The 25,572-nt window shown below is 71.6% G+C and carries 30 protein-coding genes; 26 read left to right on the top strand and 4 right to left on the bottom strand.

All coding sequences use genetic code 11. The features are described from left to right. Positions 1-85 precede the first annotated feature (85 nt). The 9 genes from AB0I81_RS06510 to AB0I81_RS06470 all read left to right on the top strand — a co-directional run bounded on the left by AB0I81_RS06510 (position 86) and on the right by AB0I81_RS06470 (position 6,896). Positions 86-478, top strand: coding sequence for a phage holin family protein (locus AB0I81_RS06510; RefSeq protein ID WP_360650983.1), 393 nt, complete (start codon positions 86-88; stop codon positions 476-478). Further along, positions 475-1,173, top strand: a complete 699-nt coding sequence (locus AB0I81_RS06505) for a DUF3618 domain-containing protein (RefSeq protein WP_360650981.1) — start codon at positions 475-477, stop codon at positions 1,171-1,173. The genes AB0I81_RS06510 and AB0I81_RS06505 overlap by 4 nt, the downstream gene beginning before the upstream one ends. A 103-nt stretch (positions 1,174-1,276) precedes the next feature. Then, on the top strand, positions 1,277-1,726 hold the full coding sequence (locus AB0I81_RS06500) for a protease inhibitor I42 family protein (protein ID WP_360652024.1): 450 nt from the start codon (positions 1,277-1,279) through the stop codon (positions 1,724-1,726). A gap of 11 nt (positions 1,727-1,737) precedes the next feature. Next, on the top strand, positions 1,738-2,454 hold the full coding sequence (locus AB0I81_RS06495; protein ID WP_360650978.1) for a DUF1838 family protein: 717 nt from the start codon (positions 1,738-1,740) through the stop codon (positions 2,452-2,454). Then, the gene (locus AB0I81_RS06490; protein WP_360650975.1) at positions 2,451-2,858 is read left to right on the top strand and encodes an HIT family protein; all 408 of its coding nucleotides are present in this window, start codon (positions 2,451-2,453) and stop codon (positions 2,856-2,858) included. Before AB0I81_RS06495 ends, AB0I81_RS06490 begins: the two co-directional genes overlap by 4 nt. Positions 2,859-2,877: 19 nt before the next feature. Next, the gene (locus AB0I81_RS06485; protein WP_360650972.1) at positions 2,878-4,059 is read left to right on the top strand and encodes a histidine kinase; all 1,182 of its coding nucleotides are present in this window, start codon (positions 2,878-2,880) and stop codon (positions 4,057-4,059) included. A gap of 33 nt (positions 4,060-4,092) precedes the next feature. Beyond that, positions 4,093-4,842: a LytTR family DNA-binding domain-containing protein gene (locus AB0I81_RS06480; protein ID WP_360650969.1), complete on the top strand. Its 750-nt coding sequence runs from the start codon at positions 4,093-4,095 to the stop codon at positions 4,840-4,842. Then, a complete protein-coding gene (locus tag AB0I81_RS06475; protein WP_360650966.1) occupies positions 4,839-5,294 on the top strand; it encodes a hypothetical protein in 456 nt (151 codons plus the stop codon). Before AB0I81_RS06480 ends, AB0I81_RS06475 begins: the two co-directional genes overlap by 4 nt. A gap of 114 nt (positions 5,295-5,408) precedes the next feature. Continuing rightward, complete coding sequence (locus AB0I81_RS06470; protein ID WP_360650963.1) at positions 5,409-6,896, top strand: cation acetate symporter; 1,488 nt, start codon at positions 5,409-5,411, stop codon at positions 6,894-6,896. Here AB0I81_RS06470 and AB0I81_RS06465 read toward each other — a convergent pair. After that, entirely contained in the window at positions 6,891-7,427 is a 537-nt protein-coding gene (locus AB0I81_RS06465) for an HD domain-containing protein (protein WP_360650960.1), read from the bottom strand. The genes AB0I81_RS06470 and AB0I81_RS06465 overlap by 6 nt on opposite strands. A 241-nt stretch (positions 7,428-7,668) precedes the next feature. On the opposite strand from AB0I81_RS06465, the gene AB0I81_RS06460 reads away from it, so the two are divergent. The 12 genes from AB0I81_RS06460 (at position 7,669) to AB0I81_RS06405 (ending at position 18,616) form a co-directional block, all read left to right on the top strand. Then, positions 7,669-8,592: a phosphate/phosphite/phosphonate ABC transporter substrate-binding protein gene (locus AB0I81_RS06460; protein ID WP_360650958.1), complete on the top strand. Its 924-nt coding sequence runs from the start codon at positions 7,669-7,671 to the stop codon at positions 8,590-8,592. Next, complete coding sequence (phnC, locus tag AB0I81_RS06455; protein ID WP_360650955.1) at positions 8,589-9,347, top strand: phosphonate ABC transporter ATP-binding protein; 759 nt, start codon at positions 8,589-8,591, stop codon at positions 9,345-9,347. Before AB0I81_RS06460 ends, phnC begins: the two co-directional genes overlap by 4 nt. After that, entirely contained in the window at positions 9,344-11,143 is a 1,800-nt protein-coding gene (locus AB0I81_RS06450; protein WP_360650953.1) for an ABC transporter permease subunit, read from the top strand. Before phnC ends, AB0I81_RS06450 begins: the two co-directional genes overlap by 4 nt. A 71-nt stretch (positions 11,144-11,214) precedes the next feature. Continuing rightward, positions 11,215-11,937, top strand: a complete 723-nt coding sequence (locus AB0I81_RS06445) for a GntR family transcriptional regulator (RefSeq protein ID WP_360650950.1) — start codon at positions 11,215-11,217, stop codon at positions 11,935-11,937. 5 nt (positions 11,938-11,942) lie between these two features. Then, complete coding sequence (phnG, locus tag AB0I81_RS06440) at positions 11,943-12,374, top strand: phosphonate C-P lyase system protein PhnG (RefSeq protein WP_360652022.1); 432 nt, start codon at positions 11,943-11,945, stop codon at positions 12,372-12,374. Further along, complete coding sequence (phnH, locus tag AB0I81_RS06435; protein WP_360650947.1) at positions 12,371-13,027, top strand: phosphonate C-P lyase system protein PhnH; 657 nt, start codon at positions 12,371-12,373, stop codon at positions 13,025-13,027. The genes phnG and phnH overlap by 4 nt, the downstream gene beginning before the upstream one ends. Further along, the gene (locus AB0I81_RS06430) at positions 13,027-14,148 is read left to right on the top strand and encodes a carbon-phosphorus lyase complex subunit PhnI (protein ID WP_360650944.1); all 1,122 of its coding nucleotides are present in this window, start codon (positions 13,027-13,029) and stop codon (positions 14,146-14,148) included. Before phnH ends, AB0I81_RS06430 begins: the two co-directional genes overlap by 1 nt. After that, positions 14,145-15,002, top strand: a complete 858-nt coding sequence (locus tag AB0I81_RS06425; RefSeq protein ID WP_360650941.1) for an alpha-D-ribose 1-methylphosphonate 5-phosphate C-P-lyase PhnJ — start codon at positions 14,145-14,147, stop codon at positions 15,000-15,002. Before AB0I81_RS06430 ends, AB0I81_RS06425 begins: the two co-directional genes overlap by 4 nt. Next, on the top strand, positions 14,999-15,835 hold the full coding sequence (locus AB0I81_RS06420; RefSeq protein ID WP_360650938.1) for an ATP-binding cassette domain-containing protein: 837 nt from the start codon (positions 14,999-15,001) through the stop codon (positions 15,833-15,835). The genes AB0I81_RS06425 and AB0I81_RS06420 overlap by 4 nt, the downstream gene beginning before the upstream one ends. After that, the gene (locus tag AB0I81_RS06415; RefSeq protein WP_360650935.1) at positions 15,832-16,581 is read left to right on the top strand and encodes an ATP-binding cassette domain-containing protein; all 750 of its coding nucleotides are present in this window, start codon (positions 15,832-15,834) and stop codon (positions 16,579-16,581) included. The genes AB0I81_RS06420 and AB0I81_RS06415 overlap by 4 nt, the downstream gene beginning before the upstream one ends. Then, the gene (locus AB0I81_RS06410) at positions 16,578-17,753 is read left to right on the top strand and encodes an alpha-D-ribose 1-methylphosphonate 5-triphosphate diphosphatase (protein WP_360650932.1); all 1,176 of its coding nucleotides are present in this window, start codon (positions 16,578-16,580) and stop codon (positions 17,751-17,753) included. The genes AB0I81_RS06415 and AB0I81_RS06410 overlap by 4 nt, the downstream gene beginning before the upstream one ends. Positions 17,754-17,782: 29 nt before the next feature. Further along, positions 17,783-18,616, top strand: coding sequence for an inositol monophosphatase family protein (locus tag AB0I81_RS06405; protein WP_360650929.1), 834 nt, complete (start codon positions 17,783-17,785; stop codon positions 18,614-18,616). Here the strand turns inward: AB0I81_RS06405 and AB0I81_RS06400 are convergent. The 3 genes from AB0I81_RS06400 to AB0I81_RS06390 all read right to left on the bottom strand — a co-directional run bounded on the left by AB0I81_RS06400 (position 18,613) and on the right by AB0I81_RS06390 (position 20,870). Continuing rightward, complete coding sequence (locus AB0I81_RS06400; RefSeq protein ID WP_360650926.1) at positions 18,613-18,900, bottom strand: hypothetical protein; 288 nt, start codon at positions 18,898-18,900, stop codon at positions 18,613-18,615. The genes AB0I81_RS06405 and AB0I81_RS06400 overlap by 4 nt on opposite strands. 9 nt (positions 18,901-18,909) lie before the next feature. Beyond that, positions 18,910-19,740, bottom strand: a complete 831-nt coding sequence (locus AB0I81_RS06395) for a hypothetical protein (RefSeq protein WP_360650923.1) — start codon at positions 19,738-19,740, stop codon at positions 18,910-18,912. A 104-nt stretch (positions 19,741-19,844) separates the two neighbouring features. Further along, complete coding sequence (locus AB0I81_RS06390) at positions 19,845-20,870, bottom strand: LacI family DNA-binding transcriptional regulator (RefSeq protein ID WP_360650920.1); 1,026 nt, start codon at positions 20,868-20,870, stop codon at positions 19,845-19,847. 11 nt (positions 20,871-20,881) lie between these two features. Here AB0I81_RS06390 and AB0I81_RS06385 point away from each other — a divergent pair, with 11 nt between their 5' ends. The 5 genes from AB0I81_RS06385 (at position 20,882) to AB0I81_RS06365 (ending at position 25,564) form a co-directional block, all read left to right on the top strand. Next, positions 20,882-22,039 carry a PLP-dependent aspartate aminotransferase family protein gene (locus tag AB0I81_RS06385; protein ID WP_360650917.1) on the top strand — a complete coding sequence of 386 codons (1,158 nt, stop codon included), beginning with the start codon at positions 20,882-20,884 and terminating at the stop codon, positions 22,037-22,039. Positions 22,040-22,092: 53 nt separating this feature from the next. Next, positions 22,093-23,364, top strand: a complete 1,272-nt coding sequence (locus AB0I81_RS06380; RefSeq protein WP_360650914.1) for a sugar ABC transporter substrate-binding protein — start codon at positions 22,093-22,095, stop codon at positions 23,362-23,364. Next, positions 23,361-24,248, top strand: coding sequence for a sugar ABC transporter permease (locus tag AB0I81_RS06375; RefSeq protein ID WP_360650911.1), 888 nt, complete (start codon positions 23,361-23,363; stop codon positions 24,246-24,248). Before AB0I81_RS06380 ends, AB0I81_RS06375 begins: the two co-directional genes overlap by 4 nt. Then, on the top strand, positions 24,245-25,069 hold the full coding sequence (locus AB0I81_RS06370) for a carbohydrate ABC transporter permease (RefSeq protein ID WP_360650907.1): 825 nt from the start codon (positions 24,245-24,247) through the stop codon (positions 25,067-25,069). Before AB0I81_RS06375 ends, AB0I81_RS06370 begins: the two co-directional genes overlap by 4 nt. A gap of 165 nt (positions 25,070-25,234) precedes the next feature. Then, positions 25,235-25,564: a DUF485 domain-containing protein gene (locus tag AB0I81_RS06365; protein ID WP_360650905.1), complete on the top strand. Its 330-nt coding sequence runs from the start codon at positions 25,235-25,237 to the stop codon at positions 25,562-25,564. Positions 25,565-25,572 lie beyond the last annotated feature (8 nt).

Genomic DNA, 25,572 nt, shown 5'->3' with positions numbered 1-25,572 from the left:
CGATAAGCCCGCGAAGCGGCCAAAACGGGTGATAGAAGGCTATTTGTTCGGGTAGTCGCCTTCCTCAGCGGAGGAGGCGACAGTCGTGACAGACACCCAAAAACTGGTCAGCGACCTCTCCGAGCAGGTCTCCCGGCTCGTCAAGGATGAGCTGCGCCTGGCGCGGATGGAGCTGACCGAGAAGGGCAAGCGCGCCGGATTCGGTGCGGGCCTGTTCGGCGCGGCGGGAATCGCCGCGTTCTTCGGCGGTGCGGCCCTGGTGGCCGCCGTCGTCATGCTCCTCGCCCTGGTGATGCCCGGCTGGGCGGCCGCCGCCATCGTGGCGGGAGCGCTGTTCGTTGTCGCCGCGCTCCTCGGGCTTTTCGGCAAGAACGAGGTCAAGCGGGCCACGCCGCCGGTCCCCAGCGAGACCATCGCGAGCGTCAAGGCCGATATCGACGCGGTCAAGGACAGCGCCAAGGAGAGGACACGGCGATGAGTGAGACCGATCCGGGACGCAGCGAGCAGCACGCAGGCGACGTCGGCGCCCACCGGGCGACGGTGGGCACGCCGACGGAGCGCGAGTCCATCAACGTGCCGCCGACCAGGCAGGGCGCGGCGGACAACGCGCGGCGGGCCGAGCGGGCCCGCCAGGAGCACGAGACGTTCATCCCCGAGGCCCCCGTACCGGATGAGCGGTCGGAAGCGGCCGCGCATCAGCGGACGGAAGAGGAGTCCATGCGCGGGGAGCGCGGGGAAGGCGACGACGAGGAGGAAGAGGACGACGTGCGCAGGGACATCAAGGAAACCCGACGACAGATGGGCGAGACCGTCAGCGAGCTGGCGGGCAAGGCGGACGTGAAGGGCCGGGCGAGCCACGCGGCCGAGACGGCCAGGGACAAGGCCGGTCACGCCGCGGAGAGCGCCAGGGACAAGGCCGGTCACGCGGCCGAGAGCGCCAAGGAGATGGCGAGCCACGCGGCGGAGACCGCCAGGGACAAGGCGGCCGACGCGGCCGAGGTCGTCAGGCACAAGGCGTCCGAGGTGGCGGTCAAGGTCCGCGAGGGCACGCCGGAGCAGGTCAAGGACGCCACGGCCGAGGCGAGGAAGCGGCCCGTGATGCTCATCATGGTCGCCGGCGCGGTAACCGCCTTCGTGGTACGCCGGATGATGCGGCGGCGCAGGGCCAGGTAAGTGCCCGTGCCCGCGTGGTGAGGTGGCGCAGGACCAGGTGAACGGTGAGGAGGGGGCGCCGAGCCCGGTAAGTGTCCGTGCTTGGGGATAACCTGCCAGGGTGATGCGTCGAACGGCCGCCGTTGGCCTGCACGCCCTGCTCGTCCTGCTCGTGGCGGGATGTGCCGCCGGATCGGCGGTGAGCGACTACGGCAAGGTGACCAAGGGGGCCAAGGGCGCGACCGTGCGGGTCGAGGTGGGCCCGGGGCAGCGGTTCTCGCTGGCCGTCGCCGACAACCCGTCGGAGGGCGACGGCTGGGACCTGGTGGAGGTGCCGGACACGAAGGTGGCCTCGTACATCAGCGAGGAGCACGAGAGCGACGGCGGCGGGCCGGGCTCCGGCGGCACCACCTACTTCGTCTTCAACGGCAAGCAGCCGGGCACGACCGAGATCAGGCTGCGCAACTGCTGGCGGTGCGGGCAGGCCAGGACGCCGTCCACCGAGGAGAGCAGGCGGCTGTCCGGCGAAGCGATCTTCGCCGTGACCGTCGCCGGCCGGCCGGCCGCTGGTTAGGCTGGCAGATCATGGACTTCATCCGGGTGCGCGCCTCCTCCGACGGCGCGGAGACGATCTCGTACTGGACCGGCGACGTCTACGGCTGGCAGGACGACGACGGGCCGCATCACCTGTTCGGGTTCGAGGGGCTCAACGCGGCCAGGGCGGTCGAGTCGCCCGACGGCGGGTGGCGACTGCTGACCAGGGAGGCCGCCCTCTACCTCGATCCGGCGAGCCGGGAGGTGCTCGACACCTGGCACAACCCGCTCACCGGGCGCGAGGTCGAGGTGCAGCACGTCTTCAACGACCCGGTCAACCAGCGGCTGGGCGGATATCCGGTGCCGCGGACGCGGCTCGGCGGCCAGGTCGTGTTCAACGTGGACGTGCGGCTGGCCTACCCGTCGCCGCTGAAGGTGGCCGACTATCCGGACAACTCCGCCAGTGACACCTACCGGGCGATGGAGTTGTTCCAGTTCTTCGTCTCGGCCGCCGATCTGGACTCGGGGGTGCCGGACGTGAGTTGCGTGTTCTCCTGGTGCCGGGTCTCGCCGTGGTTGCCGTGGATGGCGATGGCGCAGCGCGGGGGCGGGCTGGTCTACCACTGCCGGGGCGCGAAGGTGCCGGTCGGCGAGGTGCCGGAGCGGCTGCGCGAGCGGGTGGGCGAGCACTTCCTGCACGCGCCCGCCGAGTTCTCCGCGCCCAACATGTCGAGCTGGACGGCCTTCGCCGGCAAGGCCGCCCGATGAGCACCGACCTGTTCTGCGAGATCATCGCCGGTGAGCGGCCCGCCCATGTCGTGGGCTCCGACGAGGTGGCGTTCTCCTTCCTCGACACCCGGCCGGTGTTCAAGGGCCACGTGCTGGTCGTGCCGCGCGTGCACGTGGAGACGCTGGCCGACCTGGGCGACGTGGGGCCGTTCTTCGAGCGCGTACAGGCCATGGCGCGGGCCGTGGAGCAGGGGCTGCAGGCCGGCGGCACGTTCGTGGCGATGAACAACCGCATCAGCCAGAGCGTCGCCCACCTGCACGTGCACGTGGTGCCGCGCAACAAGAAGGACGGGCTGCGCGGCTTCTTCTGGCCGCGCACGAAGTACGAGTCCGCCGAGGAGGCCCAGTCGTACGCCGACCTCATCTCCAAGGCGCTCCCCTGAACGGCTAGGCTCTGGCCGCGTGGAGTACCTGGTCGGCGCGGCCGTCGTGGCGGTGGTCGTCGGTGTGCCCTCGATCGTGCTGTGGCGGGTCATGCGGGGCCGCCGCGAGCTGGGCACCAGCCCGGCGGAGCGGGCCACGTTCGAGACCCTGCACACCGCCTCGCTGGCCGGGCCGCCGCTGCGGGCCGGCCTGACCGCCGACGGCGCCCAGCGCGCCTCGCGGCACCTGCGCGCCCTGCTCGGCTCGGCGGCCCTGGCCGTCACCGACGGCGAACGGCTGCTCGTCTACGACGGGGCCGGCGACGACCACCACGCCGAGCAGGCGTTCGAGCACGCGGCGGCGACCCTCAAGGACGGCCGCACACAGGTCCTGACCATCCACTGCGACCTGCTGGAATGCCCCATCAGGCACGCCGTGGTGGTGCCGCTGACGACCGACGACCGGGTGGTCGGGGCGCTGGCCGCCTACGGGCAGAACGCCTCCGCCGGGCTGGTCAGGGCCGCGCAGGAGGTGGCCGGCTGGGTGGACTCACAGCTGGAGCTGGCGGAGCTGGACCGCTCGCGCACGCTGCTCATGGAGGCCGAGGTGCGGGCGCTGCGCGCGCAGATCTCGCCGCACTTCATCTACAACTCGCTGACCACCATCGCCTCGTTCGTGCGCACCGACCCGGAGCGGGCCAGGGAACTGCTGCTGGAGTTCGCCGACTTCACCCGCTACTCCTTCAGGCGGCACGGCGAGTTCACCACGCTGGCCGAGGAGCTGCGCTCCATCGACCGCTACCTGATCCTGGAGCGGGCCAGGTTCGGCGACCAGCTTCAGGTCACGCTGCGCATCGCGCCCGAGGTGCTGCCGGTCGCGGTGCCGTTCCTGTGCCTGCAACCGCTGGTCGAGAACGCCGTACGGCACGGGCTTGAGAGCAAGGACGGCGTCGGCCGCATCACGATCATCGCCGAGGACGCGGGCGCGGAGTGCCGCATCAGCGTCGAGGACGACGGGCTCGGCATGGACCCCGAGCGGCTGCGCCGCATCCTCGCAGGTGACATCGCTCCAGCGGGCGGCGTCGGGCTGGCGAACGTGGACGAGCGGCTGCGTCAGGTGTACGGCGACGAGTACGGCCTCGTCGTCGAGACGGCCCGCGGCGCGGGCACCAAGGTCAACATCAGGTTGCCGAAATATCACCCTGGTGTCTCCGCCCGTTGACCTCGATCTTTGTTGTCGGTTTCATCACTGTCTATGGCACAACTCCGGGTCCTCGCCGTCGATGATGAGTTGCCCGCCCTCGAAGACCTGTCCTACCTCCTGCGCGCCGACCCCCGCATCGGCGAGGTGGCCACGGCCAGGGACGGCGCGGCGGCGCTGCGGCTGCTGGACCGCGCCATCGCCGACGGCCGGCCCATCGACGCCGTCTTCCTCGACATCAGGATGCGCGGGCTCGACGGCGTCGTGCTCGGGCGGCTGCTGTCGCAGTTCGCCAACCCGCCCCGGGTGGTGTTCGTGACCGCGTACGAGGAGCACGCGGTGGACGCGTTCGAGATCAAGGCCGAGGACTACCTGCTCAAGCCGGTACGGCCGGAGCGGCTGGCGGAGGCGATCCGGCGGGTCGCCGTCTCGGCGGACGTTCCGGCGGAGGGCGGCGAGAGCGACACGATCCCGGTCGAGCTCGGCGGGGTGACCCGGTTCGTCTCCAGCGCCGACGTCATTTACGTGGAGGCGCACGGCGACTACGCTCGCCTGCACACCGCGGCCGGCAGCCATCTCGTGCGCATCCCGCTGGCCACCCTGGAGGAGCGGTGGTCGTCGGCGGGGTTCGTCCGGGTGCACCGCAGCCATCTGGTGGCCGTCAAGCACATCGAGGAGCTGCACATCGATTCCGGCAAGTGCACGGTCAGGGTCGGCGACACCGAGATCCCGGTGAGCCGGCGGCACACGCGCGAACTCCGGGACCTGCTGGTACGGCGGGCCAGGAAGGGCAGGAACGAATGAGTCCGGAACCGGAGCAAGGCCCCAAACCGCCGCCGCGTCCCGGCCGCCGCGCGTCCCTGCCACGCTCCGACGCCTCCCGCCGGAGCGACGTCCCCCGGCGGGTCACCGTCACCAGCCCGCGCACCGCCGCCGCCCGCCGGCCCCGCTACCCCGCCACCCGGGAGATCGACGAGCAGACCCGGCTCGGCGAGGTCTACATGCACTCGCTGCTGCGCACCCAGTTCCGGCTGGCGTTGTTCGTCTGCACGGCGCTGGCCTGCGTGATCGGCGGGCTGCCGCTGCTGTTCCTGCTCATCCCCGAACTGCGCGAGGTGCACCTGCTCGGCGTGCCGCTGCCGTGGGCGGTGCTGGCCGGGCTCATCTACCCGGCCTTCGTCATCGGCGCCTGGCTCTACGTCCGCCAGGCCGAGCGCAACGAACGCCACTTCGCCGAACTGGTCGACCGCCGATGAGGCGGCACCCGTGAGGCCCCCGATGAGGTGGCACCCGTGAGGCCGCCGATGAGGTGGCACCGGTGAGGCCGCCGATGAGGTGGCACCGGTGAGGGCGCCGATGAGGTGGCACCGGTGAGCCTGACCGCCGTGCTGGTCGTGGTGGTGGCGGCCGTGCTCATCGGGGCGTTCGGGATCCGCTTCTCGCGTACCACCTCCGACTTCTACGTCGCCTCCCGCACGGTCAGCCCGCTCTGGAACGCCTCGGCCATCGGCGGCGAGTACCTGTCGGCGGCCTCGTTCCTGGGCATCGCCGGGCTCATCCTGTCCTTCGGCGTGGACATGCTCTGGCTGCCCGTCGGCTGGACCGGCGGGTACCTGGTGCTGCTGGTGCTGGTGTCGGCGCCGCTGCGGCGCTCGGGGGCGTACACGCTGCCGGACTTCGCCGAGGCCCGGCTGGAGTCGATGGCCGTGCGCCGCACCGCGAGCGTGCTCGTCGTGCTGATCGGCTGGCTCTACCTCATGCCGCAGTTCCAGAGCGCGGGGCTGGTGCTGCGCACGATCACCGGCGCGCCCGTGTGGGTGGGCGGGCTGCTGGTCGCGGTGGTCGTGGCGGTGAACGTGTTGTCGGGGGGCATGCGGTCGATCACGTTCGTGCAGGCGTTCCAGTACTGGCTCAAGCTGACCGCGCTGGCCGTGCCGCTGGTGTTCCTGCTGCTGGCCTGGCAGGCCGACGGCGCGCCCGGCGTGAGCGCCGCGGACCGGGCCGTCTGGCAGGTGCCGCTGGCCGGGGCCAAGGAGTACGGGCTGTACTCGACGTACTCGCTGATCCTGGCCACGTTCCTGGGCACGATGGGGCTGCCGCACGTGCTCGTGCGCTTCTACACCAACCCGGACGGGCGGGCCGCGCGCCGTACGACGCTGGTGGTGTTGTCCCTGCTCGGGGCCTTCTACCTGCTGCCCGCCGTGTACGGCTGGCTCGGCCGCCTGTACGTCCCCGGCCTCGTGCGCACGGACACGGTGGTGCTCACGCTGCCCTCGCTCATGATCGGCGGCACCCTCGGCGACCTGCTGACCGCGTTCGTCACGGCGGGCGCGTTCGCCGCGTTCCTGTCCACCTCCTCCGGCCTGACCGTGTCCGTGGCGGGGGTGATCGCCCAGGACCTGCTCAAGGGCGGGGTGCGCTCGTTCAGGATCGCCACGCTGATGGCGGTGGCGGTGCCGCTGGCCCTGGCGTTGTGGGCGCGGGCGCTGCCGGTGGCGGACGTGGTGGGGCTGGCGTTCGCGGTGGCGGCCTCGTCGTTCTGCCCGCTGCTGGTGCTGGGCATCTGGTGGCGGAGGTTGTCCACGACGGGCGCGCTGGCCGGGCTGTTCGTGGGCGGCGGGCTGGCCTGCGCGGCCGTGCTGGTGACGATCGTGGGCGGGCCGAGGGACGGCCTGGCGGGGGCGCTGCTGGCCCAGCCGGCGGCGTGGACGGTGCCGATCGCGTTCGCGGTGATGGTGTCGGCGTCGTTCCTTACCCCGCACCGGGTCCCGGCCGGGGTGGCCAGGACCATGGTCAGGCTGCACGCCCCGGAGAACCTGGACCTGGACCGCGGCGACTGGCGGCCCCGCTCGTCATGACCCGCCGGTCATGACCCGCTCGTACGCCGCCACCAGGTCGTCCATGGGCAGCACGGGACCCTCGGGGTCCTTGGCGTCGTCGTCCCAGCGGCGCAGCGCGACGGCGTCCTGCGACCAGTCGTGCGACTCGAACGCGGCCACCTCCTCCGGCGACATCGGCCCGCCCTGGACCCGCAGCGAGCGCACCGAGACCGGGCTCAGCGTGTCGTGGTAGGCGGGGTCCACGGCCACCAGGTACCGCTTGGCGGCGACGTGCTGCTCGATGGCCCAGGCGGAGCGCTCGGTGAGGTGGTCGCGGGCGAAGGCGGCCCCGGCCTGCTCGTGCGGCATCCCGCGGTGCAGGGTGGCGACCTGGCGGGCGCGGCCCACGTCGTGGAAGGCGGCGGCCAGGATCAGTTCGTCGTCCGCGCCGGCGGCCCGGGCGTGCGCGGCGGTCTGGAGGGCGTGGGTGCGCTGGTCCACGACCTCGCCGCCGTACGGGAGGCCGGCGAGACCCTCGAAAAGGTCGTGAAGTTCGTCCCTTGAAAGCATTATGCGTCCTCTTTCAGGCGATTTATCTAAGGAATCAGAAACCGCTCAGATGACCCGGCGACGACGACACGGTGGACGGACACCGGCGGACGAGTGACGGGCGGGTTGCGGCGGGGCGGGTTCGCCGGGAGTTAACCCCCCGGTTCGTGCACAGTCAGGCGCGTCTGGCCTGCTCATCACCGTCGGCGGCGACTGTGACGAAAAACAACCGCCCACCTGCGACAAGTCCGGAGACCTGACTGTGAAACGTACCCTGACCGCCCTGGCCATGATCGGCGCGCTCGCGGCGGCGGGCTGCTCATCCTCCGCCGGCGGTGCCGCGGAGGACGGCGAGGTGTTGCGCTTCGCCGCCGTCCCGACCGAGCAGAACATCGATCCCACGGCCTCCTACAAGGACATCATCGCGCTCATCGAGAAGAACACCGGCAAGAAGGTGGAGTTCGTGCGCTCGACCGACTACAACGCGGTCATCGAGGGCATGGTGTCGGGCAAGATCGACCTGGCCGAGTTCGGGCCGTTGTCGTATGTGCTGGCCAAGAGCAACGGCGCGAAGATCACGCCGATCGCGTCCATGGTCGAGAAGGGCGGCAAGCCCACGTACGAGAGCTACGGCATCGTCCCCGCGAACAGCAAGATCACCGACATCAACGGGTTCAAGGGCGCCAAGGTGTGCTTCGTCGACCCCGGCTCCACCTCGGGCTTCCTGTTCCCGAGCCAGGGGCTGATGGGTGCGGGCATCGACCCGAAGACCGGCGTTCAGGCGGTCATGGCGGGCGGGCACGACAACTCCGTGTTGTCGGTCGTGGACGGCAAGTGCGAGGCCGGCTTCTCCGAGAGCGGCATGGTCGACCACATCCTCATCGACAAGGGCAAGCTCAAGGAGGGCCAGGTCAAGGTGGTCTGGAAGTCCGAGCCGATCCCCATGTCGCCGGTCGCCATGCGTGACGACCTGCCGGCCGACGTCAAGACCGCGCTCCAGCAGACCTACACCAAGGACGCGAACAAGGACCGCATGGTGCAACTCGGCATCTGCAAGGACACCGAGAACTGCGCGGTGACCAACGACGCCGCCGTCTGGAGCTTCCAGGCCGTCACCGACGCGACCTTCGACTCCGTACGCGAGGTGTGCACCGCCACCAAGAACGAACAGTGCGGCAAGGCATGACGGCGGTCGTCAGGACGCAGGGCCTGGTCAAGGCGTTCGGCGAGGTCACCGCGTGCGCGGGCATCGACCTGACCGTGGAGCGCGGCGAGATCGTCGCCCTGCTGGGGCCCTCGGGATCGGGCAAGTCGACGCTGCTGCGCCATCTCAACGGGCTGGCCAGGCCGGACTCGGGCCGGGTCGAGGTGCTGGGCGTGGACGTGGCCGCCGCCAGGACGGCCGAGCTGCGCGCGTTGCGGCGCCGGGTCGGCGTCGTCTTCCAGCAGTTCAACCTCGTCGGCCGGCTCACTGTGATGGAGAACGTGCTGCACGGCGCACTCGGCCGGGTACGCGGGCCGCGCTACGGCATCATCACCTGGCCGAAGTCCGTACGCGCCGAGGCGTTCGAGCACCTGGACCGGGTCGGCCTGGCCGACCGGGCCTACCAGCGGGCCGGCAGCCTGTCGGGCGGGCAGCAGCAGCGCGTGGCCATCGCGCGGGCGCTGCTCCAGCGGCCCGAGCTGATGCTCGCCGACGAGCCCGTCGCCTCCCTCGACCCCGAGACCGCCTCCTCCGTGATGGACCTGCTGGTGCGCGTCTGCCGCGAGGACGGCCTGACCATGGTGTGCACGCTGCACCAGATCGAGCTGGCGCTGGAGTGGACGCGGCGGGTGGTCGGGCTGCGGCTCGGCGAGGTGCGCCTGGACGAGCCCACCGAACTGCTGGACGCCGTACGGCTGCGCGGGCTGTACCTGTCCAACCCCGTGACGGTGCCATGACGGCGCCAGGCATCCGCCTCGCCCCCGAGAACGAGACCGTGGTCGCGACCCGCGGGGGAGGCGGGCCCGCGACCGCCGGCGAGCAGGCGCACCGGGCCTCCTCCGCGGTGGGAGGCGGGTCGGCGAACGGCGGCGGGGGTGGTGGGCGGCGACGGTACGGCGGCGGTGGCGGCGGCGCGGTGGGCGGGGACTGGCCCGGCCCGCCGCGCACCGCCCGCCGGGTGGCCGCGTGGACGTTCCCCATCGTGTCCGTGGCACTCGGCATCATCGCGCTCAACTACCTCGGCGTCGGGATCGGCGGCCTCGTCGCCGGGTTCGGCGAGGTCGTCGCCCTGCTGGTCAGAGCCTGGCCTCCGACGCTGAGCGACCCCGCCACGACGTTCGCGCACGTGCTCGACACGCTCTGGATGGCCGTCGCGGGCACCGCGCTGGCCACGGTCCTGGCCGCCGTGCTCGGCGTGCTGGCCGCGGGCGGGCAGGAAACCGGCTCGTCGCGCAAGGCCGTAAGGTCGGGCGCGCTGGCCGTGATCGTGGCCTGCCGCGCCATCCCCGACGTCGTGTTCGCCGTCTTCTTCGTGGCCGCCATCGGCATCGGCCCGCTGCCCGGCGTGCTGGCCCTCGGCCTGCACTCCGTCGGCATGCTGGGCAAGCTGTTCGCCGAGGCGGTCGAGGGGGCCGACACGGGCGTGCGCGAGGCCGTGGCCGGCACCGGCGCGGGACGCGTGCAACGGCTGCTGGCCGGGGTGCTGCCGCAGGTGGCGCCCGCCTGGGTGGCCGCCATCCTGTACCGGCTCGACATCAACTTCCGTGGCTCTGTGCTGCTGGGCGCCGTCGGCGCGGGCGGCATCGGGCTGGACCTGAAGACCGCGTTCGGGTTCACCGACTACCAGGAGGCCACCGGCATCGCGCTGGTCACCGTGACCGTCGTGCTGCTGGTGGAGGCCGTCTCCGTGGCGCTGCGCGGGCAACTGCTCGGCGCGGGCCGCGGCCGGGGCGTCCCGCCCGTGCGGGGCGTCAGGGTGCCGTGGACGCGCGGCCGGGTCGCGGCCCACCTCGCGGGATGGGGCGGGCTGGTGCTGGCCGCGGTCGCGTTCTGGCGGGTCGGGGCGAGCCCGGCGGCGCTGGGCGAGGCCGCCGCCGGTTCCGCGCAGGCGCTCGGCGAGTTCCTGCCGCCCGACTTCGAGCCGGTCGCCGACCTGCTCGGCGAGGGGCTGCTGGAGACGGCCGCGATCGCGCTCGGCGCCACCTTCCTCGGCACGCTCGCCGGCATCCCCCTCGGATTGACCGCCGCCCGCGCGGTCGCGCCGAACAACGGGGTGCGCCTGGCCGCCCGGGGGCTGCTCGTCGGCCTGCGTTCCATTCCCGACCTGCTGCTGGTGCTGATGTTCGTGGCGGCGTTCGGGCTCATGGACGGGCCCGTCGCCGGCACCCTGGCGCTGGCCGTGTTCACCGCGGCCCTGGTCGCCAAGCTCGTCGCCGACGACGCCGAGGAACTGCGCGCCGGGCCCCGCGAGGCCGTGCTGTCGGCCGGGGCGGGGCCCGTACAGGAGCTGAGCGTGGCCGTGCTCGGCCAGCTCACGCCGCGCCTGACGGGCACCGCCCTGTACGCGCTCGACGTCAACCTGCGGGCCTTCTTCATCCTGGGCATCGTGGGCGCGGGAGAACTCGGCTACGCGCTCAGTCAGAACATCAGGGCGCTGGAGTACGACGTGGTGACCGCCATCGTGCTGCCGGTGTTCGTGCTGGTCCTGGCCGTGGAGGCGATCTCGTCCCGGCTCAGATCCGTCCTTCGTTGATGACCTGTGCGCTCGTGCGGCGTCGCCCGCCGTTCACCTCCCGGTCAGATGGAGCGCCGAGGCTGCTTGTCATGACAAGCACGCAGCGCTACCTGGAGATGGCCGACATCCTGGAGGCGGAGCTGGCCCACGTGCCCGTGGGCGCGCAGGTCCCCAGCGAACACGTGCTGGCCCATCGCTTCGCCGTCAGCAGGCCCGCCGCCCGCGCGGCCCTGCAGGAGCTGGAGCGGCGGCTGCTGGTGCGCCGCGTCCAGGGTGTCGGCACCTTCAGGCGGGGGCGGGTGGAGTACCTCATCTCGGCGCACTTCCCGCCCTCGTTCAGCGAGACCGTGCGCATGGCGGGCGCCGAGCCCGGTGCGCGGCTGGTGAGCTGCGGCGTGCGCCGGGCGGTCGAACAGGAACGCACCAGGCTCGGGCTGGCCGCCGGCGCGGCCGTGTGGACGGTCGAGCGGGTGTTCAGCGTGAACGGCGAGATCGCCGCGTACGCCACCAGCGTCCTGCCCCGCCGCCCCCTGCTGAACCTGGACAGGGAACTCGGCGACGAGGTCTCCCTGCACCAGGTGCTGCGCCGCCGCTACGGCCTCAGCGTCGTCCGGGCCCGCTACCGGATCAGCCTCGACGTGCCGCCGCCCGGCATCGCCGACCACCTGACCGGCGGCAGCCGCGGGCCCGTCTGGCTGGCCGAGAGCGTCAACCGCGCCGCGAACGGCGGCCCGTACATCGAGTACGCCCGCACCTACCTGCGGCCCGACGTGCTCGACGTCACCTTCGAGATCGAAGAGGAACCACATTGACCGACGTGATCACCAGGGAGGCGCGCGCCGAGTTGCTGGCCGCCGCGACTCCCGACGAACTGCTGCCCCTGGCCGAGCGGCTGCTCCAGTCCGGCGACCTGGGTGAGCCGACCGTGTTGCACCCGCCCGAGACCGGCATGGTGATGCTCACCGTGCGCGAGCCGGTCGCCGAGGAGCGCTTCCACCTCGGGGAGGTGCTGGTCACCTCGTGCACCGTCGAGGTGGCGGGCACGGCCGGCTGGTGCATGCGCGGCGGCGTCGACCGCGTGGCCACCCTGGCCGCCGCCCTCCTGGACGCCGCCGCGGCGGCCGGGCTGCCCGCCGCCGGTGACGTGCACGCCCTGTGCGCGGCCGTGGCCGAGCGGCGCGAGCGGGAGGACGCCGCCGAGTGGGCCGAGGTGTCGATGACCCGCGTGGCTTTCGAGGAGCTGACATGACCACCGTTGTAGAGGGGATCGGCGTCCACGTCAGGGCGGTCACGCCGACCGCGGCGCGGGCGCAGGCCGACTTCCGCGCGCTGCTGAACGTGTTGTCCAGGCCCGGCGAGCTGGACACCGTCGGGCGCGGGGACGGCTCGGGAAACGGCCGCGCCCGCGGGGACGGTCCCGCCGTGCTGGCCGTGGCGGCCGGGCTGGCGGACGTCGAGGTGCCGACGGCCGTACTGACCGCGCCGGGGGATGAGCACTGGGAGCGCGCCCTGCACCTGGGCACCTCCGCGCCGCCCGCGCCGCCGCACGAGGCCCGCATGGTGGTCGCGCTGCGCCCGCCGGCGGCCGCCGAGATCGCGGCCCTGACCAAGGGGGACGCCCTGCACCCCGAGCACGGGACGCGGCTCCTGATCGCCGTCGAGGGTCTGTCGCGGGCGGATGGGAACGTTCCCGGCGAGGTCGTCCTGACGCTCAGCGGGCCCGGCGTGCCGGGGACGCGGCGGCTGCGCGTCGGCGGGCTGCCCCGCGAGGTCTTCGAGGCCCTCGTCGAGGCCAACGACGGCTTCCCCGCGGGCATCGACACCTTCCTCGTCACCGCGGACGGGACCGTCGCCGGGCTGCCGCGCAGCACCCGCATCGAGATCGAGAACGGAGAGCACTGATGGGGTACTCAGGTGCCAGCGGCGGCCATGAGGCCATCCTGGCGGCCGAGAAGCTCGTCGAACGCCGCCGCTACGGCGGGGCCAGCGACTGGCTCGGCATCGACCAGATCACCGACCGGCTGCGGCTGGCCGTGGACCGGATCATGGGCGAGGGCGGCCTGTGGGCTCCCGAGCTGGCGGCCAGGGCGCTGCGCCAGTCCGAGGGTGACGTGCAGGAGGCGGCGCAGCTCATCAGGGCGCACCGCTCGACGCTGCCCAGGGTCGCCTACTCCGAGCCGGTGCACGCCGACGAGCTGAAGGTCTCGCGCCGCATCTCGCCCGCCTTCCGCAACCCGCCCGGCAGCCAGCTCCTCGGCAGGACCCTCGACTACGTGGGCCGCCTGCTGGACCTCATGCCCGAGGAGCAGGCCAAGGCCCGTCTCCAGGAGGAGCCGGAGCCCGCGGTCAACGGCCACGGGCACGGCCACGGACATGGTCACGGCCATGGGCACGATGGGGAGGACCCCAGGAGGCCGCCGCGCCTGCTCGGCCTGCTCCGCTCGATGGACATGCTGGTCGACAGGCGGCAGGACGGCGACGCGGAGCCGTACGACATCACCCGGTCGCCCGTCCGCCCGGGGATCCCGCGTTCGGCCCGCCTGACCGCGATGGCCAGGGCGGAGACCGGCGCGCTGGTGCACCTGTGGTACTCCAACACCTTCCAGCCGGGCCGCCACAACCACGAGTTCCCCGGCGAGGTGCGCCACGGCACCCTCCCGGTCCGCGTCCGCCACCCCCTGACCGGCAACCCGGTCACGGTCGCCGACGTACGGGTCACCGAGGTGGAGACGATCGACGACCTCGACCGCGCCGAGGAGGACCGTACCCGGCTCGACCTGGGCTACGGCATGTGCTTCGGGCACAACGAGCGCAAGGCCATCGCCATGGCCGGGCTCGACCTGCTCGTCCACCGCGAGGCCGGGCGCGGCGACCTGGAGCAGGAGGTGCTGCTGACCCTCGACGGCATCGAGGCCTCCGGCTTCCTTGAGCACCTCAAGCTGCCCCACTACGTCGACTTCCGCTCGGTGCTCGACCGCAAGCGAGCGGTACGCGCGGCGGCGGAGAAGGAGGCCGTCCGATGAGGACGATCACGGACCTGGCCGGCGACGGTGGCCCCAGGGGCATCTTCGACGAGTTGTCCAAGCGCGAGGTGCGCAGGGCCGCGCTCACCGCCGTGGCCGTGCCCGGCTACCAGGTGCCGTTCGGCTCCCGCGAGATGCCGGTCGCGCGCGGCTGGGGCTCCGGCGGCCTGCAGGTGACGCTGGCCCTCGTCGGCCCCGCCGACAAGCTCAAGGTCATCGACCAGGGCGAGGACGGCGGCGTGAACGCCTCCAACCTGCGCCGCCTGGTCGTCGGCCACGTCGGCTGCGAGGAGGAGAGCGACACCCGCGAGGCGAGCCTCATCCAGTCCAGGCACCGCATCCCCGAGACGCCGCTGCGCGCCGACCAGACGCTGGTGCTGCAGGTGCCGGTGCCGGAGCCGCTGCGCGCCGTCGAGCACGACGTGCGCGAGCAGCGCAGGATGCACGCCGAGACCGACTACTCGCGCATGTGGGTCGGCCTGTACGAGGACCTCGTGCGCAACGGCGTCGTCACCAAGAGCGCCGGCTACCCCTGCATGGTGGGCGGCCGGTACCTGATCTCGCCCACCCCGATCCCCAGGTTCGACGTGCCGAAGCTGAACCAGGCCGAGCACCTGACCCTGTTCGGGGCGGGACGGGAGAAGCGGATCTACGCGGTGCCGCCGCACACCGAGGTGGAGCCGCTGGTCTTCGAGGACATTCCGTTCGAGGTCGAGCACACCCCGGGCGCGGCCTGCCGGCACTGCGGCTCGCGGGAGTCGTACCTGGTGGAGGTGCCCGCCACGGACGGGTCCGTGACCTGGGTGTGCAGCGACACGGACTTCTGCGTACGCAACAGGGAGAAAGAGCAATGAGCTGGGCGTTGAAGGTGGAAGGGCTCGGCAGGGTCTACGGCGACCCGGGTCCGCGGTCGCTGACCGGCACCGGGCCCGAGCACGGCACCTCGGTCTCGCCCGCGACGGGGGCCGTGGTGGCCGCCTGGGACGTCGGGTTCGAGGTGGCGCCGGGCGAGGCGCTGGGCATCGTCGGCGAGTCGGGTTCTGGCAAGTCCACGGTCATGCGCTGCGTGGCCGGTGACGAACGCTCCGACCGGGGCAGCGCCTACCTGCGCGGTTACGACGACGGCCAGACCGACGTGCTGGCGCTCGACGACAGCGCACGCAGGCGGCTGCGCGTCGACCGCGTGTCCGTCGTCTACCAGGACCCGGCCTACGGGCTCGACCTGGACACGAGCGCGGGCGGCAACATCGCCGAGCGGCTCACCGCCGCGGGTGGCCGGCACTTCGGCCGCATCCGCGAGCGGGCCACGGAGCTGCTGGAGCTGACCGAGGTGCCGCTGTCGCGGATGGACGATCCCGTACGCACGTTCTCCGGCGGCATGCGCCAGCGCGTGCAGATCGCCAAGGCGCTGGCCAACCGCCCGCCCGTGCTGCTGCTCGACGAGCCCACCACCGGCCTGGACGCCTCCGTCGCGGCCGGCGTGCTCGACCTGCTGCGCAACCTGCTCGAACGGCTCGGCGTCGCCGCCGTGGTCGTCTCCCACGATTTCGGCGTCATCGAGATGCTGACCAGGAGGGTGATGGTGATGCAACACGGCCGCGTCGTGGAGACGGGCCTGACCGACCAGTTGCTGGAGGACCCGCAGCACCCCTACAGCCAGCGACTCGTGGCGGCGGCGCGCGGATGAACGTTCTACGGGTCAGGGGACTGGTCAAGTCGTTCACCCTGCACACCATCGACGGCCGTACCGTGGGGGCCCTGCGCGGCGTGGACCTGGACGTGGCCGCCGGCGAGCACGTCGCGCTGGCCGGCTCGTCCGGGGCGGGCAAGTCGTCGCTGCTGCGCTGCGTCTACCGCACCTACGTCCCGTCGGCCGGGCAGATCCTGCTGCGCACCTCCTCCGGCTCGCTCGTGGACCTGGCCGGGCTGCCCGACGCGCAGGTCGCCGACCTGCGGGGCAGGGAGCTGGGCTACGTCTCGCAGTTCCTGCGGGCCGAGCCGCGCCGCGCCGTGCTGGACGTGGTGGCGCGCGCCGGGGCCGCCCGCGGCCTGGACACCGACGCCTCCCGCGACGCCGCCGCGGCCGCGCTGCGCAGGCTCGGCATCGACGAGCGCCTGTGGGCCATGCACACCACCGTCCTGTCCGGCGGCCAGAAGCAGCGCGTGAACCTGGCCGCCGGCACCATCTCGCCGCCCAGGCTGCTGCTGCTCGACGAGCCGGTCTCCGCGCTCGACCCGGTCAACAGGGAGGCCGTGCTGTCCATGATCGCCGACCTGACCGGCGACGGCGTGGCCGTCCTGTCGGTCTTCCACGACCTGGACGCCATCGAACGGCTGGCCACCCGCGTGGTCGTGCTGGAGGACGGGGTGGTGGCCGCCGACGGCTCACCCGCCGACGTGCTGCGTGAATCGAACCTGGAGGTTGCCCGATGAAGGTGCTCGCCCACGCCCGCGCCGTACTGCCCGACCGCGTCATCGACGACGCGCTCGTCGTCACCGAGCACGGCCTGATCACCCACGTCGGCCCGGTCCGTCCCGGCGCGGTGCCCGCCGAGGCCGTGGACGTGCGCGGCGCGCTGCTGCTGCCCGGCATCGTGGACACCCACTCCGACGGCCTGGAGACCGAGCTGCGGCCACGGCCCGGCGCGGAGTTCGAGGTGGCGTTCGGGGTGTCCAGCTTCGAGGGCCGGGTACGCGCCGCCGGGATCACCACCGTGTTCCACGGGGTCGCCTTCGAGTCGCACAACCGCAAGGGCCGTACCGTGGATCGGGCGCGCCGCCTCGACGCCGCGCTCCGCGACCGCGCCGCCTCCGGCCACGCGCTGGTCGACCACCGCCTCCTCTACCGCCTCGACGCCCGCGACGCCGAGGGCCTGGCGGCCCTGGAATCCTGCCTGGCCGGTACGCCGGAGCCGCCGCCGCTGGTCTCCTTCGAGGACCACACGCCGGGGCAGGGACAGTACCGGGACTCGGCCGTCTACCGTCGCTGGCTGGAGGGCACCGAGGGGATCTCCGCCGAGGAGGCGCAGCGGCGGGTGGAGACGCTGGTGGCCGAGCGCGACACACGCATCGGGCACCGGGAGATCGCGCTGGGACGGCTGGCCACGTTCGCCGCCGAGGGCCGGGCGCGGCTGCTCGCGCACGACCCGGTGACCGCCGACGAGGTCGATGTGGCGGTGGCCAACGGGGTCGCGGTCGCGGAGTTCCCGACCACGCCGGAAGCCGCGAAGGCCGCTCGCGAACGCGGGCTGAAGGTGGTGGCAGGAGCGCCGAACATCCTGCGCGGCGGCTCCCACTCGGGCAACGTCTCGGCGGCGGAACTGGTCGCGGCGGACCTGGTGGACGGGCTGTCCAGCGACTACCTGCCCTCCGCCCCGCTGGCGTCGGCGCTGCTGCTGGCCGAGCGCGGGGTCGTCCCGCTGCCGCGCGCCGTCGCGCTGGTCACCTCCGGGCCCGCCTCCGTGGCGGGGCTGACGGATCGGGGCGGGCTGGTCGAGGGGCAGCGCGGGGACCTGGCCGTGGTGACCATGGACCGGGGGTGGCCGACCGTGCGCATGACCGTCACGGCGGGTGACTCCGCGCTGCTGATGGGGGTAGGACGATGACGCGGGCGCTCGGCGGAGAGGGGACTGCGATGAAGGGGTGGGGCTCCGGGATTCCCGCGCAGGCGCATCCGGCCCTCGCCGCGGCCGCCTCGGCGGCGCTGGACGCCTACACCGCCGCCACCACCGAACACGACCGCGCCAGCCTGGCCGCCGTCGTGGCGGACGGCGCGGACGGCACGCCCACCATGCGCATCGACGTGCTCGTCGAGAACGCGATCCTGGCCGCCCTGTCCCGGCACCCGGTCAACGTCCTCAGCGAGGAGACCGGCTGGGTGGACACCGGCTCGGCGCTGACCCTGGTCATGGACCCGGTGGACGGCTCGGCCAACGCCGCCGCCGGCGTCCCGCTGTCCGCCTTCTCGGCGGCCGTGGCCGAGGACGGCGTCTTCACCGAGGCGCTGACCGTCTGGCTGGAGACGGGCCGTAGCTGGTGGGCGCGGCGGGGAACGCCGTCCCCGCTGCGTACGAGCGGCCGCCGTGAACTGGCGGGCGCCGCCGTCTCCCTCCTGCGCCCGCACCCCGCCAACCCGGGTGCGGCGTCGGCTTGGTGGGAGGTGGCGCGGCGGGCGGCCCGGGTGCGGATCCTGTCCACGAGCTGCCTGGAGGGCGCACTCGTGTCCCAGGGCGCGACGGACGCCTTCGCCGACGCCGCCACCGACACCCACCGCCTGGTGGACATCGCCGCGTCCGTGGTGCTGGCGGAGGTGGGGGGTGGAGCGGTCAGGGACGTGTTCGGGCGCGACATCGGGCTGGACACCGACCTGACCAAGCGCTGGAGCGGGGTCGTGGCGGCCACCCCGGACCTGGCCGACGAACTGGCCTCGGTCCTGCGTGACGCCTACGAGGCCGGACGCGCCGGCTAGGGGAGTGGTTCGTCGGGGCCGGCGGAGTCTGCGGGCTCTTTGGGCTGCGTGGGGTCGGCGAGTTTGGCGGCTACGCGGAAGTCGATGCGGATGTCCCGGTAGGTGACGCCCGCCACCACCTGGTCGGGCAGGTTCGTCCGGGCGCTGCCCGAGACGCACTCGCCGCCCGGCTCCGCCTCGGCGTGCACCGTCACCTCCGGCCGCTCACGGAAGCGCAGTTCCCTGGCCGTGACGGAGGCGCTGATCTGCACGTCGGCGTCGTGCGGGTGTTCCGGTTTCGGCATGGTGCCCGCTCAATCCTCGCGCGGTTCCTGGCGACGCGGCCGGTGGTGGCGGTGGGTCGATCGGGCGATCCGGGGCCGTCGCTTGCGCGGCGGCTCGTCGGCATCGCGGCCATCCTCCGGCCGCTCATCCTCGGGCCGCTCATCCTCGGGCCCGCGCTCCTCGGGCTCGCCGTCCAGGGAAGCGGCTCCCGAGCCCACATCCCGTACGACACCGCCGGCATCCACCACGGCGTCACCGGCGCCCGCTCCGACGTCTCGCACCGCACCTCCGGCCCCGGCGCCCACGTCCCGTACCGCGCCCCCGGCTCCCGCGCCCACATCGCGCACGGCACCTCCGGCCCCGGCGCCCACGTCCCGCACCGCGCCCCCGGCTCCCGCGCCGACATCGCGCACGGCGCCCCCGGCCCCGGCGCCCACGTCCCGTACGGCGCCCCCGGCCCCGGCGCCCACGTCCCGTACGGCGCCTCCGGCTCCCGCGCCGACGTCCCGCACCGCGTGCCCGGCCCCGGTGCCGACGTCTTCGACGGCAGAGCCGAGGCCACGGGTGATGTTCGCCAGGATCTGCGGGTTGGTGTCGATCGTCTGCAGTACCCGGTCGATGATGCGCGCCACGTTGTCCAGCCGCACCTGAAGCACCGCCTGCGCCTCCACGCCCTTGATCGTGAGGCTGACGCTCCCCAGGAACACGTCGGCCCCCACGTTCAGCCTGAGCAGGTCGAGCACCTCCGCCTGCAGCGACACCTTGGCCCGCAGGTCGTGCACGTCCAGGTCGATCTCCTCGACCTTGAGCAGGGGCACGTCGAGGTAGACGTCCGGATCGGCGGCATCGCTCTCGGACATGATCTTCTCCTTGAGCCGGCCCCGAGTCGTACAGGCGTGTGGTTACCCCGCGCCGCCCCGGCTCAGTCGCGGCCATATGGAGACCTGAACCCCTCTTGGGGCAATCAGGCGGGCGGCAGCTCGCCCGAGCCGCGCGCCACCAGCTCCACCGGCACCTTCATCCTGCGCGCCGCCCGCGAGGGGTTCAGCAGCAGGTCCACCGCGGCGCGGGCCAGGCGGGCGGTGTCGTAGCGGACCACCGTCACCCCGGGGCTGAACACGTCCGCCAGCGCGAAGTCGTCGAACCCCACATAGGCGGGCCGCTCGGGACGTTCCCGCAGGGCCTGCAAGATCCCGATCGCGGCCCGGTTGTTGGTCGCGAAGAAGGCGGTGGGCGGCGCGGGCAGGTCCAGCAGCCTGGAGACCTCGTGGGCCGCCCGCCGCGGCTCGAACACCCCCCGCACCACCAGGGACTCGTCGGCCGCCACCCCGGCCCCGGCCAGCGCCGTACGGTAGCCGGTAGCCCGGTCGTGCACCGAGCTGACCCCGTCGTCGTCGGAGATCAGCGCGATCCGGCGGTGGCCGTGCGACAGCAGGTGCTCGGTGGCGAGCCTGCCGCCCCACACGTCGTCGAGCAGCACCACGTCGGCCGCCTCCAGGCCCGGCGGCACCCGGTCCACGAAGACCGTGGTCAGGCCGGCGTGGGCGGCCAGCCAGCCGTGGTCGGCCGCCGACGGGACGATGATCATGGAGTCCACGCCGCGCGCGTACATGGACTCGATCAGCATGCGCTCCTTCTCGGCGCTCTCCTCGTAGGAGCCGAACACCACCAGCGCCTCGTGCTCGGCCGTGGCCGACTCGACGGCGGCGGCCAGGCGCGAGTAGAACTCGTTGGAGATGTTCTCCATCACCAGCCCCAGCGTGAGCACGGACGCGCCCCTGGCCAGCCGGGCGGCGGCCTCGTTGCGGCGGTAGCCGAGCGCGTTGATCGCGGACTGGACCCGCTGCTGCAACGAGGCCCTGACGTGGGGCTCCTGGTTGACGACCCGGGAGACGGTCTTGAGGCTCACACCCGCGTGCCTGGCCACGTCCGCCATGGTCGGCTTGCGCGTGCTCAAAGCCTCCTGGCTGCCGGGTTGCCGCACTGTCATATGGTGCCCCCATGGAAGACGAATGGATCTGTGGCCGGTTTGGCGAGGACGAGCCCTGGGCGCTGGGCGCGGTCAACCCGCCGGTGTTCGAGAACTCGGTGTTCACGTTCGCGACGGCGGAGGAACTCGGGGAGGCCATCAGGAACGAGGACGAGCGGTACGTCTACTGGCGGGGGACCAACCCGACGGTCGATCTCGCCCAGCGTAAGCTTGCCGCCCTGGAGCGGGGAGAGCGAGCCAAGTGTTTCGGCTCGGGGATGGGTGCGATCTCGGCGACCATCTCCTCGCTGGTGTCGGCGGGCGACCACGTGCTGGTGCTCGGCGCGGTGTACGGGCCCACCACCCAGTTCCTGCGCTACCTGGAGAAGTTCGGGGTCACGCATACGCATGTCGGGGACCTCGCGGCAGGTGACAGCGCTATCAGGCCGAACACCCGCCTACTCTACTTCGAGTCCCCCTCCTACATGGCCTACCAGGTGGTGGACATCGCCGAGGTGACCGGGTGGGCGCGGGAGCGCGGGCTGACGACCGTGATGGACAACACGTGGTCCACGCCGCTGTTCCAGAAGCCGCTGACCATGGGCGTGGACCTGGTGGTGCACTCGTTGTCGAAGTACATCGGCGGGCACAGCGACCTGGTGGGCGGGGTGGTCGTGGGGCCTTCGCGGCTGATCAGGCCGCTGGCGCTGAAGGAGTACCAGCTCTACGGGGCCGCCATGTCGCCGCACGACGCGGCCAAGGTGATCAAGGGGCTGCGCACGCTGCCGGTGCGGATGGCGGCGCACCAGGAGCGCGGGCTGGCCGTGGCCGCCTTCCTGAGCGATCATCCGGCGGTGCGGGCGGTGAACCATCCGGGGCTGCCGTCGCATCCCGGGCACGCGACCGCGCTGCGGCAGATGTCGGGCTTCTCCAGCCTGTTCAGTTTGGTGCTGGACACGGAGTCGCGGAAGGAGGTCGGCGCCTTCCTCGACAAGTTGCGACATTTCAGGATTGGGGTGTCCTGGGGTGGGTTCGAGAGCCTGGTGAACGCGCCCGCGTTGTCCACCGAGGAGAGCGTGCGGGCCACGATGGGCATTCCCGTCGGCCTCGTACGCCTGTCGGTCGGCCTGGAGCCCGCGGACACATTGATCAAGGATCTCGGTCTGGCGCTGGAGGAGTTGCGCGCCTAACGTGATTGACAGCGCTGTCTGAACCGCTGTCCGAACATCGCGGGAGGCTCGTCATGAGCGTCATGAGAAAGCCCTTCCTGGCCGTCACGGCCGCGACCGTGCTGGTGCTGGTGCTGGCCGGCTGCGGCTCCCAGGAGGGCTCCTCCGGGGAGATCCGGCTGCGGATGATCGAGAGCCTGACCGGGCCGGAACGCACGAAGCTCATCAAGTCCCTGATCGCCGACTTCGAGAAGGCCAACCCGGGCGTCACCGTCGAGCTCATCTCCCCGCCGCTCGACAGCGCCGACCAGAAGATCACCCAGATCCTGCAGACCAAGAAGGACCTGGACGTGCTGGAAGTACGCGACCACACGGCCAAGTCCTTCTCCAACAACGGCTGGCTGGCCGAACTGCCCACCACGGACTGGGCGGGCTGGCCGGCCCTGACCGAGCTGGCGCAGAAGAAGGCGGTGGAGGTCGGGGGGAAGGCGTACCTGTATCCGTACGGGTTCTACCAGCGGACGCTGTTCTACCGTACGGACTTCGGCCTGGCCAAGCCCCCGGCCACCTGGCAGGAGTTGTACGAGGCCGGCAAGGGGATGACCTCCGGCGACCGCTTCGGCTACTCTTTCCGTGGCGGCAAGGGCGGCGCCGACTACGCGGTGATGATGATCAGCGCGTACAACGGCGAGGCGCTGAACCCCGAGAAGTCCTTCTACCTCAAGGACAAGCGCACGATCTTCGCCACCCCCGAGGCGGCGCAGGCCCTCGACCTCTTCGTCAAGATCTTCAAGGAGGCGTCGCCGCCCGACTCCGTCTCCTGGGGCTACCCCGAGATGGTCCAGGGCTTCACCTCCGGCGTCACCGGCATGCTGATCCAGGACCCCGAGGTGATCAAGACCGTCGAGGAGAGCGGCGTGACCGCCTGGTCCACCGCCCCGATCCCCAAGGGCCCCACCGGGTACGCCTTCCAGCCCGTCGGCTACGCCGGCTGGGGCGTGACCTCCTTCACCAGGCACAAGCAGGAGGCGCTGAAGCTGGTGCAGTTCCTGTCGGAGGCCAAGCAGAGCATCGCCTTCGCCAAGGGCAACTCGCTCATCCCCATCTCCAAGGAGGCCCAGAACGATCCGCAGTTCTCGCAGGGGGCGTGGAAGGCGTACCTGCAGGCCCAGGAGGACCCGAAGCAGGTGATCACGATCAGGCCGGTGGACTATCCGGGCTGGAGCCAGTTCATCGTGGACTCCGACCGTGACATCCAGGCCCTGATCACCGGCAAGAAGAGCACGGCGGAGGTGCTCAAGTCGTGGGACGCCTTCTGGGTGGACCAGGCCGGGAAGGTGTCGTGAAGCCTGCCTTCACCCTGCGCAGGGCCAGGTTCATCGCGCTGTGCCTGCTGCCGGGCGTGGTGTTCGTGGCGTTGTTCACGTACTTCCCGATGATCCGTGGCGCGGTGATCGCCTTCCAGCGCTACAACCTGTTCGACCTCACCTCCACCCCCTTCGTCGGCCTGGAGAACTTCCGCGCCGTGCTGGCCGAGGACCGGTTCTGGACCGCGCTGCGCAACACCGGCACGTGGGTGGCCGTCTCGCTGTTCTTCCAGTTCTTCCTCGGCTTCGGGCTGGCGCTGCTGCTGCGGCGGCACTTCCGGGGCCGGGGCCTCTACCAGGCGTGGGTGTTCTTCCCGTGGGCCATGTCGGGGTTCCTGATCGGGTTGTTGTGGCGGTGGATGTTCAACGGGCAGTTCGGCGTGATCAACGACCTGCTGCTCAAGGTGGGCCTGATTGATGAGCGCATCGGGTTCCTGGCCACCCCGGGCTGGGCGATGACCTCGGTGATCGTGGCGAACATCTGGTACGGCGTCACGTTCTTCGCCATCATGATCATGGCCGCGCTGCAGTCGGTCCCCAAGGAGTTGTACGAGGCGGCGGCCGTGGACGGGGCCTCCCGGCTGCGCCAGTTCTGGCACGTGACGCTGCCGCACATCCGGCCCACCCTGGCGCTCATCGTGCTGCTGCGGATCATCTGGATCCTGAACTTCCCCGACCTGATCTACTCGATGACCGGCGGCGGCCCGGCCGGCAGCACCGACATCATCACCACGTTCCTCATCCAGCAGGTCATCGGCGGCGACTACGGCCGGGCGGGCGCGGTGGGGCTGCTCATCCTCGGGCTGCTGCTGTCGTTCAGCGTCTTCTACCTCAACGCCACGAGATTCGAGAAGGCACGATGAAGCGACTCGCGCTCGCGCTCAAGGTGCTCGTGCTGGGCGTCTGGCTGCTGATCACCCTGTTCCCGCTGTACTGGATCGTCGTCACCTCACTCAAGCCCAAGTCCGAGATCTTCGCGGTGCCGCTGCGCTACTGGCCGGCGAACGTCACCTTCGAGCACTACGCGGAGTTGTTCGAGTTCGCCGACTTCGGCGCGTACCTGCTCAACTCCCTGCTCGTCTCCCTCGTGGCCGCCGCCGCGGTGACCGCGATCGGCGTGCTGGGCGGCTACACCCTGGCCCGCTTCGCCTTCCCCGGGCGCGCGGCGCTGATGCTGGCGTTCCTGGTCACCCAGATGATCCCGCTGTTCATCGCGCTCGGGCCGCTCTACCTGCTGATGTCCGACCTCGACCTGCTCAACCGGCTGGCCGGGCTGATGCTGGTGTACGTGGCGATGCTGGTGCCGTTCGCCACGATCATCATGCGCGGCTTCTACGAACGGGTCCCGGTGGCGCTGGAGGAGGCCGCGCAGGTGGACGGGGCCTCGCGGCTGACGGCCATGGTGCGGGTGGTGATCCCGGTCATGCTGCCGGGGATCGCGGCGACGTTCATCTTCGCGTTCGTGCAGTGCTGGAACGAGTTGTTCCTGGCGATCACGTTCATCGACAGCGAGGACGCCAAGACCATCCCGGTGGCCATGAATTCCTTCATCACCCAGTACGACATCGACTGGGGCTCGATGGCGGCGGCCACGGTCGTCTCGGTGGTGCCCACGCTCATCCTGTTCGCCGCCATCCGCCGGTACATCGTCGAAGGGCTGACTGCGGGGGCCGTAAAGGGGTGAAAGGGATAGCCGACCGCTCATCGCGCGATAAGGACCTTTCACCGCAGGCCATTCCCAACTAATCGCCGGACGGCAGCGGCTCGGCGAACAACCCTCCTGGGGATCTCCACGAAGGGTAGGTTGCCCTCTTACGTTGGGCGTGATCCGCATCACAGTGGAGGTCTCGTGACTACAAGAGAACATGACGCATCGGTCTATGAAGAGGTACAGAGCAGCAGTGAGTTCCAGGAGCTGAAACGGGCGTTCCGCCGCTGGACGTTCCCCATGACCGTGGCGTTCCTCGCGTGGTACCTGCTCTACGTGGTGCTGTCCGGATGGGCGCGCGGCTTCATGGCGATCAAGCTGCTCGGTGAGATCAACGTCGGCCTGGTCCTCGGTCTGCTGCAGTTCGTCTCGACCTTCCTCATCGCGTGGGCCTACTCCAGGCACGCGGAGAAGAAGCTCGACCCGATCGCCGACAAGCTGCGCCACGAGGTTGAGGAGAAGACTCAGTGAGCTCGACA

The organism is Nonomuraea sp. NPDC050404 (assembly GCF_040655495.1).
Taxonomy (GTDB): domain Bacteria; phylum Actinomycetota; class Actinomycetes; order Streptosporangiales; family Streptosporangiaceae; genus Nonomuraea.
This window is presented reverse-complemented; position numbering and strand designations above follow the sequence as displayed.